Here is a 10,540-nt window from a genome sequence, read left to right as displayed (position 1 = left end):
AGGTCCTGCTGGCCCGCGGCCGGGTCGAGGAGGCCACGCGCCTCGCCGAGGACCACGCCTTCGCGGAACCCTTCCCGGCCGCGGGCCAGCAGGACCTCGATGAGGATGCCGGTGCCGTACCAGTAGACGGGGGTGCCGGGCCCGACGCGTTCGGCGAGGCGCAGTCCCGCGCGGGCGAAGTCCTCGGCCTCTGCGAGCCGGCCGCGCCGGTAGCGGAGGTAGCCGAGGAGGGTGTAGCCGAAGGCCAAGTGGGCGCCGCGCCAGCCCTGTTGCTCGAAGTCGGCGATGCCGGTGGCGAACAGTTCCTCCGCCCGGCCCGGTCGGTCGCAGTACATGTGGGCGAGGGCGACGAGCACCGGTACCTCGAAGCCGCGGTCGGCCTCCGCCCAGCCGAGGCCACCATGGAGTGCGCGTTCGGCATGGTGCAGGGCCACATGCGCGGGTTCACCACGCAGGACGGCGTCCCAGGTGCGCAGACCGATGATGTAGCGCTCGGTGAGGTCGCGGCCCTTGAGGCGGTCGGCGAGTTTGGTGAGGCGGCGGGAGCGCGAGGGGTGGTCGGGTTCGTCGGCGCGGAAGGCGTCCCACATGAACTGCTCGGAGAGCATGCGGAGTTTGACGCGGGCGTCGTCGGTGACGTGGATCTCGCGGGCGAGGGTGTCGGAGGCCTCGGCGAGGCGGTCGCTGTGGGCGAGGACCTGGGAGAGCCGGTAGACGATGTGCTGGCGCAGGCCGGGGTCGCTGATGGGTTCTTCGAGGGCGGCCCGGAGATGGTTGACGGTGGTCGCCGGTTCGGTGAGCAGGGAGGCGCTGCCCAGTTCGTAGAGGACGGCGGCCCGGTCGTCGTAGGGCGGGGGTTCGCGCAGGGCGCGGGCGAGGTAGCGGCGGGCCGTGTCGGGGGCGCCCGCGCGCAGGGTCTCACCCGCTGCCGCGCGGAGTTGCTGGACCACCCAGTTGTCGCCGTCGGGGTGGGTCTCCATGAGGTGGCGGGCGGCGGCGGAGGGGCCCTGGCCCTCGTCGATGACGCACCAGGCGGCCTGGCCGTGCAGGGCCACGCGGACGCCTGCGGGAATGGCCCGGTAGACGGCGGTGGCGATGAGCGGGTGGACGAATTCGAGGGTGCCCGCGGCGGTCAGCGCGCCGCTGAGGATGCGGGCGCCGCGCAGCGCGTCGACGGCGTCGACGGCCTCCTCGTGACCGAGTCCGGCGACGGCGGCGGCGAGCGTCGGATGGGGCTCGGTGCCGAGGACCGCGCAGGCCCAGGCGAAGCGGACGGTGGAGGTGCCGAGGCGTTCGAGGCGGGTGGTGAGGCCGCTGCCCTTGACGGCGGCGGCGAGGTCGCGCAGTTGGTCGGCCCCGGCCTCGGTGGGGTTCAGACCGCGGTCGTGGATCTTGGCGGTGAGTTCGACGGTCTCGAACGGGTTCCCCGCGGTGACGGCCCAGCACTCGTGGCAGAACGCGTCGTCGGCGTGCTCGCCGAGCGCCTCCCGCACCAGGTCCGCTACGGCGGCGACGCTGAGCGGTTCGAGGTCGAGGGGGCGTCCGCCGGCCCGGCCGGGCAGTCCCCTGAACGACTCGGCGTGGGAAGGGAGTTCGTCGGGCCGGTACGCGACGACCACCAGCAAGGGGAGTTGCTCGGCGCGGGGCGCGAACGCGGCGAGCCAGCCCAGGGATTCGGGGTCGGCCCAGTGCGCGTCGTCGAGGACGAGAACCATCGGGGCCCGCTTGACCGCGAGGTGGGTGAGCACCCAGTCGAGGCCGTCGCGCAGGCCCTGTTGGTCGGGCGGGGAGCCCTCGGTGGGCGCGCACAGGCCGAGGGCGGGGCCGACGATGTCGTACCAACTGCCCAGCGCGGTGCGGAGATCGGCGTCGGCCGAGTCGGCGAACTGTGGTTGCAGCAGTTGGCGGGCGACATGGAAGGCGACGCGCTGTTCCTGGTCGCCGCCGCGCGCGGAGAGCACCGTGCAGCCCTGGGCCGCGGCGCGGCGGCGCACTTCGGTGAGGAGCGTGGTCTTGCCGATGCCGGCCCGGCCGGCGAAGGCGAGTAAGGCACCGCGCCGGCGGTCGCCCGGCTCACCGCCGTCCGTGCGCAGACCCGTGAGCTCGCCCAACGCCTCGTCCACGGCGGCGAGTTCACTCTCCCGTTCGAAGAGTGTCCTTCTGCTGCGTGCGCTCCGCTGTCCCATCCCATACCCCCTGCCACGGTGGTGCGCCCGCGCGGGGAGCGAACGCGTACCGTGAGCTACAGGGACCTCAGCGTACGCTTTTCGAGGGTGCCGCGAGCCGAGAGTGGGCGAAGGCGTACCGACCGGTTTTCCTGAGTCGGCGGAGATGGTAGGGACGCGGATCCCACGTGATCCTCATTCCTCCGACGCGGTGGGCGGCACCACCGCGACCGGGCTCGCCGCGTGCAGCAGGACCGCCTGGGTGACCGAGCCGAGCAGGCGGGCCGGGGAGAGCAGTCGGCGGCGGTGGCGGCCCACGACGACGAGGTCCGCGTCCTTCGAGGCGGCGACCAGATGGCCGGCCGCGTCGCCCGGGGCGACGTACGGCTCGGTGCGGACGTCGGGGTGGAGTGCGCGGTGCGGGGCGAGTTGGGCCTCGCTGAGGATGCGGGTCTCGTTCTCGATGGCGTCCTGGTCGACGACCGGCGGGAGAAGTTCACCCACGGCTGCCCAGGCCTGCGGCGGCCATGGGTAGGCGGCGACGACCTGGAGGCGGGCTCCGCGCCGGGCGGCCTCGGCGAAGGCGAAGGCGAGGGTGGTCTCGTCGGGGCTGTCCACGTGCAGGCCGACGACCACCCGGGGTCCGGGTTCGACCGGAGGCGCGTCGTGCACCTCGCGGCCGGGCCGGGGCACCACGACGACGGGGCAGTCCGCGTCGCGGGCGGCGGCCATGCCGTTCGAGCCGAGCAGCAGGCTGGCGAAGCCGCCGCGGCCACGCGAGCCGAGCACCAACAGCTGCGCGGTGGAACCGAGTTCGGGCAGTACGGCGCCGGGTGCGCCCTGGAGCCGCAGGTACTCCATGACCGGCCGGTCGGCACGGTCCGCGACATACGTACGGACCTGGTCGAGCACCTCGTCCTCGGCCGGGTCCGGCGGCCCGGCGACCAGGACGCCGGGCGGGGTCCAGGCGGCGGCGTACTGCCACACATGGACGACCCGCAGCGGCGCCCCACGTCCACGGGCCGTGTCGAGGGCCCAGTCCAGGGCGTGCAGGCTGTCGTCCGAACCGTCGACCGCCGCGATGACCGGCAGGGTGCTCATGGGTTCCTCACCTCAGGAGTAGCGGGACCTTCCCCCCCCTGGGGCCAGCCTGGCTCAGGCGTCGGCTCCAGAAGGGTTCTCAAGGTCGCGTGTCCGGAAAAACAGGTGGGACACCTCGGAGAGGCGGAACGCCCCTCACGTCAGATCGAACTCCCCCTCCCGCGCCCCCGACACGAACGCGCCCCATTCCGCGGGCGTGAAGATCAAGGAAGGGCTCTCCGGGCGGCCGCTGTTGCGCATCGCGATGAATCCCTCGACAAAAGCGATCTGGACATCCCCCAGTCCACGGCTGCCTGAGTGCCAATCGGCGTCACTGAGGTCCAGCTCCGGCTTGTCCCAGCCCGCAAGCGGGTGCTGCTGGATGGTGCTCTCGGCCACGTCCGTGCTCCTCCCGATTCGTCGTCCGCGGCCAGCCTAGCGATCGACTTCTGATGCCGACAGGCCACGTGAGGGGGACCTTTCAGGAGGCGGGGGGTTCGCTGCCCACGAGCCACATCGAGAAGAACTGGGATCCGCCGCCGTAGGCGTGCCCGAGAACCCGTCGGGCCCCCTCCACCTGGTGTTCCCCGGCCTGGCCGCGCACCTGGAGGGCGGCCTCCGCGAAGCGAATCATGCCCGAGGCGCCGATCGGATTGGTCGACAGCACCCCGCCTGACATGTTCACGGGAAGGTCGCCGTCCAGCTCGGTCACCCCCGATTCGGTGAGTTTCCAGCCCTCTCCCTCCTCGGCGAACCCGAGATTCTCCAGCCACATGGGCTCGTACCAGGAGAACGGCACATACATCTCCACGGCGTCGATGTCCCGGCGCGGATCGGCGATCCCCGCCTGCCGGTACACATCGGCGGCGCAGTCCTTGCCGGCCTGCGGCGACACACAGTCCTTTCCGGCGAACAGTGTGGGCTCGCTCCGCATGGCGCCACCGTGCATCCAGGCCGCCGGACGTGGTGCGCGGGCCGCCCCCGCCCGGTCGGTGAGGACCATCGCGCAGGCGCCGTCCGAGGAGGGGCAGGTCTCCGAGTAGCGGATCGGGTCCCACAGCATCGGCGAGGCCTGGACCTTCTCCAGCGTGATGTCGTGCTCGTGGAGATGCGCGTACGGGTTCTTCAGCGCGTTGCGCCGGTCCTTGTACGCCACCAGGGAACCGACCGTGTCGGGCGCCCCGGTGCGCCGCATGTAGGCGCGCACATGGGGTGCGAAGAACCCGCCCGCACCTGCCAACAGCGGCTGCTGGAAGGGGATCGGCAGGGACAGTCCCCACATGGCGTTCGACTCGGACTGCTTCTCGAAGGCCAGCGTGAGGACCGTGCCGTGCACCCGGGCGGCGACGAGATTCGCGGCGACCAGCGCGGTCGACCCGCCCACCGACCCGGCGGTGTGCACCCGCAGCATGGGCTTGCCCACGGCCCCCAGCGCGTCGGCGAGATACAGCTCGGGCATCATCACGCCCTCGAAGAAGTCCGGCGCCTTCCCGATGACCACGGCGTCGATGTCGGCCCAAGTCAACTCCGCGTCGTCCAGGGCACGTTGGGCCGCCTCTCGCACCAGCCCCGCGATCGACACGTCCCGCCGCGCGGCGACATGCTTGGTCTGGCCGATCCCTACGACGGCCACGGGCTCCTTGCTCATCGCGGATCCCCTTCGAGTACGGCGACCAGGTTCTGTTGCAGACAGGGCCCGGAGGTGGCGTGAGCGAGGGCCCGGTCGGACTCGCCCCGGTGGATGCGGGCGGCCGCCTCGCCGATGCGGATGAGCCCTGCGGCCATGACGGGGTTCGCTGCGAGGGCTCCCCCGGACGGGTTGACGCGCACGTCGTCGCCGAGCCGCAGCGCCTTGCGCAGGACGACCTCCTGCGCGGTGAACGGCGCGTGCAACTCGGCGGTGTCGACGGGCCGTTCGAAAGCACCGGCCTTCTCTGCGGCGAGCCGCGCGGAGGGCGAGTCCGTCAACTCCCTTACGCCCAGGCCGTGTGCCTCGATACGGTGGTCGATCCCCCTGATCCAGGCGGGCCGTTGACACAGTTCACGGGCCCGGTCGCCGGCCGCGAGGATCACGGCGGCGGCGCCGTCGCCGATCGGCGGGCAGTCGCCGGTGCGCAGCGGCCGTACGACGTACTCCCCCTGCGGCACCGAACCCCGCACCTGGGCATGGGAGTTGGCGCTCGCGTCGGTGCGGCTGCGGGCGGCCACGGCGGCGAGCGCGGGTTCGTCGGTGTCGCCGGCGTCGATGAGGGCCTGCGCCTGGAGGGCGGCCAAGGCAACGGAGTCCGGCCACAGGGGGGCGACGTAGTACGGGTCGAGCTGCCGTGTCAGCACATCGCGTACGGAGCCGGGGGACGACTTGCCGTACGAGTAGACGAGCGCGGTGTCTGCGTCGCCGGTGAGGAGTTTGGTCCAGGCCTCGTAGAGGGCCCAGGCGCCGTCCATCTCGACGTGCGACTCGGAGATCGGCGGCCAGGCGCCGACGCCGTCGAGGGCGAGGGTGAAGGAGAAGGCGCGGCCCGCGAGGTAGTCGCTGGAACCGGAGCAGGTGAAGTCGATGTCGGCTGTCTTGAGGCCGGTCTGTTCGAGGACGCCGTGCAGCACCGGCATCAGCATCTCCACCTCGGAGAGCTCGTCGGTGGTGCGCCGGTGGTCGGTCTGCGCGAACGCGACGACGGCGATCTCACGCATCGCGGCAGCTCCATGCATCACAGCAGCTCCTTGTAGGCGTCATAGTCCGCGTCGGGCTCGCCGGTCGGCCGGTAGTGGTCCGGATAGCGACCGCCCTCGCTCCACACCGCCTCGACACGCAGCCCCATGCGCACCTGGTCGTAGGGGATGCCGCCGATCCGCCCGTGCAGCGCGAGGTCGGCGCCGTCGAGGGCGATGTGCGCGTAGACGTACGGCACCTCGATGTCGAGGTTCTTCGCCTTGATGTTGACGATGCAGAACGTGGTGACGGTGCCGCGCGGCCCCACTTCGACATGTTCCGCCGTGGCGACCCCGCATGTGGGGCAGGCACCCCTCGGCGGGACGTACACCTTGCGGCAGGAGGGGCAGCGTTCACCGACGGTGCGTTGTTCGGAGAGCGCGTGGATGTAGTCGGTCTGGGCGCGGCCGGGCGAGTAGACGTAGTCGAGGCGGGCCTGGGCCACGATGCCGGTGACCATGTCCTCGAACTCGCCGGTGTGGGGTGCCGGTTGGGGTTCCTCGTCGCCTTCGTTCTCGTACGACTCGAAGCAGGCGATGTCCGTGATGGCGCCGATGCGCTCCGCCGCCCAGCGGACCCGGACGCGCATTCCGGTGTGTACGGCGTCGGGGCCGGGGGCGTCGAGGGCGTGCAGGAGGGCGGTGTCGGCGCCGTCGAGGCGGACCAGGACCCAGGCGAAGGGGGTGTCGAGGGGTTGACCCCGGCGGGGTTCGTGGTTCCAGGCCCAGGTGGTGACCGTGCCGGTGGAGGCGACCTCGACGAGATCGCGGATCTCCTCGGCGGTGACGGGGTCGTACTCGACGGGAGGCACGAGGGTGCGTCCGTCGCCGGTCTTCACTCCGAGGACGACGCGCTCGCGCAGCCCGGTGAGAAAGGCGCTCTGGACGGGGCCGAGGGAGCGGGTGAAGGGGAATTCGAGGACGAGGGGGGCTTTGAGTACTTCGGGCACGGCATCTCCTATGACTGAAAAGTGCGGGCTGCGCATCCCGACCAAGGGGCGCGGGGCCGTGTTGCATATGCGGCTCCGCCGCGTGGGCGCACCTAGCCAAAACGAACCCGCACATACGAACCGGCCTCTTAGCGGAGCGCCTACGCCCGCTTGTAGACAGGCGCCCGCTTCTCCGCAAAAGCACGAGCCCCCTCCTTCGCATCGGCGGTGTCGAAGATCGGCCACCCCCGCTTGAGTTCGGCCGCGAGGCCCTCCGTCTCCGTCTGCTCGGCGGTCTCGTACACCGACGCCTTGACCGCCTCGACCGCCAACGGCCCACAGTTGTTGACGAGTTCGGCGATCTCCAGCGCCTTGGCGAGAGCCGTACCGTCGGGGACCACATGCCCGACCAGACCGACGTCCGCCGCCTCCCGCGCGCTGTAGGGACGCCCCGTGAGCAGCATCTCCAGCGCGTGCGTCCGCGGAATCTGCCGCTGGAGACGGACAGTTGAGCCCCCGATCGGGAAGAGCCCGCGTTTCACCTCGAAGAGCCCGAACGTCGCCGACTCCCCCGCGACCCGGATATCGGTGCCCTGGAGGATCTCCGTACCGCCGGCCACGCAGTACCCCTCGACCGCGGCGATCACCGGTTTGCGGGGCCGGTGGTGGCGCAGCATCGCCTTCCAGTGCAGGTCGGGGTCGGCGGTGAGCCGGTCACGGTACTGCTGCCCCTCCATGCCCTTGCCGGCCAGCGCCTTGAGGTCCATACCGGCGCAGAACGCGCCCCCCGCACCGGTCAGCACGATCGACCGGATCGCGTCGTCCGCGTCGGCCTCGATCCATCCGTCGTAGAGCCCGACCAGCATCGGCAGCGAGAGCGCGTTCTTCGCCTCGGGCCTGTTGAGCGTGAGCACCAGTGTGGCGCCCTCGCGCCGCACGGTCAGGTGTTCCGTACCGCTCATGGTCGTCTCCCGTCGCCGTACCGCCTCCGGAACGAGAACAGGTTGCAGGAGGTGCCCTGCCAGTACAAGAGGTTTCTGACACTCAGTCAGATTTCTTCTGCGCGGACCCTTCACAGTTGCCGCGCCCTTTGCTCTGATGACCGGCGAACCGACCTCAGGAGGAGTGGTGGAGTACAACATTGCCGACCTGTTCGAGTCGGTCGTCGACGTGGTCCCGGACCGCGAGGCGCTCGTGTACATCGACCACCCGGGGACGGGCGCGGAACGCCGCCTGACCTACGCGGAGTTGGACGCGGCGGCGAACCGCGTCGCCCATCATCTGATCGACGCCGGGATCCGCCCGGGTGAACATCTCGGGCTCCATCTCTACAACGGCGTCGAGTACGTGCAGACGGTGCTGGGCTGTCTCAAGGCGCGGGTGGTACCGGTCAACGTCAACTACCGCTATGTCGAAGAGGAGTTGGTGTACCTCTACCGGGACGCGGATCTCGTGGCGCTGGTCTTCGACACGGAGTTCACCGAGCGGGTGGCGGCCGCGCTGCCGCGTGCGGAGAAGCTTCGGCACCTGGTGCGGGTGGGGACACCGGCCCAAGACGCCCCGGACGTACCGGCGGTGGCCTTCACGGACGCGGAGGCGGGCGGGTCCGCCGAGCGCGGGTTCCCGGCCCGTTCGGGCGACGACCAGTTCATCATCTACACCGGCGGTACGACGGGGATGCCCAAGGGTGTCATGTGGCGCCAGGAGGACCTGTTCTTCTCGGGGCTCGGCGGTGGCGCGCCGACCGGTGAACCCGTCAAGAAACCGGAGGAGTTGTCCGAGCGGGTCGCGGCCGGCGGGGCGGGGATCACGTTCTTCCCGGCTCCCCCGTTGATGCACGGCACGTCCACGCTCACGGCCCTCATCGGCTTCAACTTCGGCCAACGCGTAGTGATCCACCGCAAGTTCGTGCCGGAGGAGGTGCTGCGGACCGTGGAGAAGGAGAAGGTCACCAGCATGTCCCTGGTCGGTGACGCGATGCTGCGGCCGCTGATCGACGCGCTCAACGGGCCGATGAAGGGCACCGATTGCTCGTCGATGTTCAGCGTCTCGTCGTCGGGCGCGATCATGTCGGAGACGGTGCGGCGGCAGTTCCAGGAGCTGCTCCCGAACACGATGCTGCTGAACAACTACGGTTCGTCCGAGTCCGGGTTCAACGGCACGGCCACAGCCGATTCCGGGGCCGGGCAGTCCTTCCGTATCCGCGTCAACTCCCGTACGCAGGTGGTCGATCCGGCCACGCACGAACCGGTCGCCGTCGGTGAGATCGGCCGGGTCGCGCAGTGCGGTCATGTACCGCTCGGCTACTACAACGACGCCCGGAAGACCGCCGAGACCTTCTTCGAGAAGGACGGCCGGCGGTGGGTGCTGCTCGGCGACATGGCGACCGTGGACGAGGAGGGCGTCGTCACGGTGCTCGGCCGGGGCTCGCAGTGCATCAACACCGGTGGGGAGAAGGTGTATCCGGAGGAGGTCGAGCAGGCGCTCAAGTCGCATCCGGATGTCTACGACGCGCTCGTGGCCGGGGTGCCGGACGTGCGGTGGGGCAACCATGTGGCCGCCGTCGTTCAACTCCGCGCGGGTGCGGAGCGGCCGTCGTTGGACGCCATCCAGACGCACTGCCGCACCCATCTCGCCGGGTACAAGATCCCGCGCCAACTGGTGATCGCGGAGTCCATCCAGCGGTCGCCGAGCGGCAAGGCGGACTACCGGTGGGCGCGGGAGGTGGCGGTCGCCGCAGATCAGTGAGTCAACAGTGGGTCAACGCGCAGGCCGACTTGAACTGCCGGTAGCGTGCGACCGTACTGATGGTGACGAATCTGGTGGCCCGGGCCAGGTCCGCCATGCCGTCACCGGGCTCAGCACGGAAGGACGTTCGGGTGCCGCTCTTCACTCGCTCTCACCCATCGGCGCACGAGAAGGCCACCGGGGAGACCGACCCGACAACGGCGACGGAGGCCGCCCCACCCGAACGACAGGACTCAGCGGACACGCCCGAGCGACAGGTCTCAGGGAGCGTACCCGAGCAACACGAGCCGATCGACGCAACCGAGTCGACTGGAGAGACCGGAGAAACCGCAGAGTCGCCCGAGGCCGCCCAGCCCACCGGCCCCGCCGAATCCACCGCGCCCGGCAAGGCATCAAAACCCGGCGAAACCGGGAAGTCCTCCGAGGCCGCAGAGCCCGCCCGGCCCGGCGGGTCCGCCGCGTCTGCCGCGCCCGGCGGGTCCAGCGAGTCCAGCGAGTCCAGCGAGTCTGCCGTGCCCGGCAAGAGCTCAGAGTCCGGCGAGGGCGCAGCGCACGGCGAAGGCGCAGAGTCCTCCGAGGCCGCACGGCCCGCCCAACCCGCTGGACCCACTGATTCCACCGCGCCCGGCGAGACCTCACAGTCCGGCGAAACCGCAGAATCCCCCGACTCCCCCGAGGTCGCAGAGCCTGCCGAACCCGGCCGGCCCGCAGAGTCCGTCAAAGCCGCGGAACCCGCCGAGACCCCGCTGTCCGCTACGCCCACCAAGGCCTCCGCAGCCATTGAGACCGCGGAGTCCGGCGAACACGCTGACCCCGCAGCATCCGCCACGCCCGACAGGACCTCCGAGCCCGGCGAGCCTGCGGAGTCCACAAAGCCCACAGGGTCCGCTGAGCCCGCTGAGCCCGCTG

Annotated in this window: 8 protein-coding genes; 1 reads left to right on the top strand and 7 read right to left on the bottom strand. The window is 70.8% G+C overall.

What is annotated here, in order from left to right:
• The 7 genes from JHN63_RS47390 to JHN63_RS47360 all read right to left on the bottom strand — a co-directional run.
• Positions 1–2,186: AAA family ATPase (locus JHN63_RS47390; RefSeq protein ID WP_234478776.1), on the bottom strand; the 2,186-nt coding region annotated here is incomplete at its 3' end.
• A gap of 174 nt (positions 2,187–2,360) precedes the next feature.
• Positions 2,361–3,266, bottom strand: a complete 906-nt coding sequence (locus tag JHN63_RS47385; protein ID WP_200691335.1) for a universal stress protein — start codon at positions 3,264–3,266, stop codon at positions 2,361–2,363.
• Positions 3,267–3,401: 135 nt separating this feature from the next.
• Positions 3,402–3,644, bottom strand: a complete 243-nt coding sequence (locus JHN63_RS47380; RefSeq protein ID WP_019057879.1) for a DUF397 domain-containing protein — start codon at positions 3,642–3,644, stop codon at positions 3,402–3,404.
• An 82-nt stretch (positions 3,645–3,726) separates the two neighbouring features.
• Positions 3,727–4,893, bottom strand: coding sequence for a thiolase domain-containing protein (locus JHN63_RS47375; RefSeq protein WP_019057880.1), 1,167 nt, complete (start codon positions 4,891–4,893; stop codon positions 3,727–3,729).
• The gene (locus JHN63_RS47370; protein ID WP_200691334.1) at positions 4,890–5,936 is read right to left on the bottom strand and encodes a thiolase domain-containing protein; all 1,047 of its coding nucleotides are present in this window, start codon (positions 5,934–5,936) and stop codon (positions 4,890–4,892) included. Before JHN63_RS47370 ends, JHN63_RS47375 begins: the two co-directional genes overlap by 4 nt.
• A 17-nt stretch (positions 5,937–5,953) precedes the next feature.
• Positions 5,954–6,904 (bottom strand): Zn-ribbon domain-containing OB-fold protein, encoded by a 951-nt coding sequence (locus JHN63_RS47365; RefSeq protein WP_200691333.1) that lies wholly within the window; start codon positions 6,902–6,904, stop codon positions 5,954–5,956.
• Positions 6,905–7,044: 140 nt separating this feature from the next.
• Positions 7,045–7,845: a crotonase/enoyl-CoA hydratase family protein gene (locus tag JHN63_RS47360; protein ID WP_200691332.1), complete on the bottom strand. Its 801-nt coding sequence runs from the start codon at positions 7,843–7,845 to the stop codon at positions 7,045–7,047.
• A gap of 166 nt (positions 7,846–8,011) precedes the next feature.
• On the opposite strand from JHN63_RS47360, the gene JHN63_RS47355 reads away from it, so the two are divergent.
• Entirely contained in the window at positions 8,012–9,631 is a 1,620-nt protein-coding gene (locus JHN63_RS47355) for an acyl-CoA synthetase (protein ID WP_200691331.1), read from the top strand.
• The last annotated feature ends 909 nt before the right edge of the window (positions 9,632–10,540 follow it).

It is taken from the genome of Streptomyces sp. MBT65 (genome assembly GCF_016612545.1).
Lineage (GTDB): Bacteria > Actinomycetota > Actinomycetes > Streptomycetales > Streptomycetaceae > Streptomyces.
The sequence above is the reverse complement of the archived record's forward strand: the minus strand, read 5'-3'. Positions and strand labels throughout refer to the sequence as shown.

Excerpts from the sequence above, each read along its gene's own strand:
- JHN63_RS47360 (WP_200691332.1), bottom strand. The coding sequence starts at position 7,845 with ATGAGCGGTACGGAACACCTGACCGTGCGGCGCGAGGGCGCCACACTG.
- JHN63_RS47375 (WP_019057880.1), bottom strand. The coding sequence starts at position 4,893 with ATGAGCAAGGAGCCCGTGGCCGTCGTAGGGATCGGCCAGACCAAGCAT.
- JHN63_RS47370 (WP_200691334.1), bottom strand. The coding sequence starts at position 5,936 with ATGCGTGAGATCGCCGTCGTCGCGTTCGCGCAGACCGACCACCGGCGC.
- JHN63_RS47385 (WP_200691335.1), bottom strand. The coding sequence starts at position 3,266 with ATGAGCACCCTGCCGGTCATCGCGGCGGTCGACGGTTCGGACGACAGC.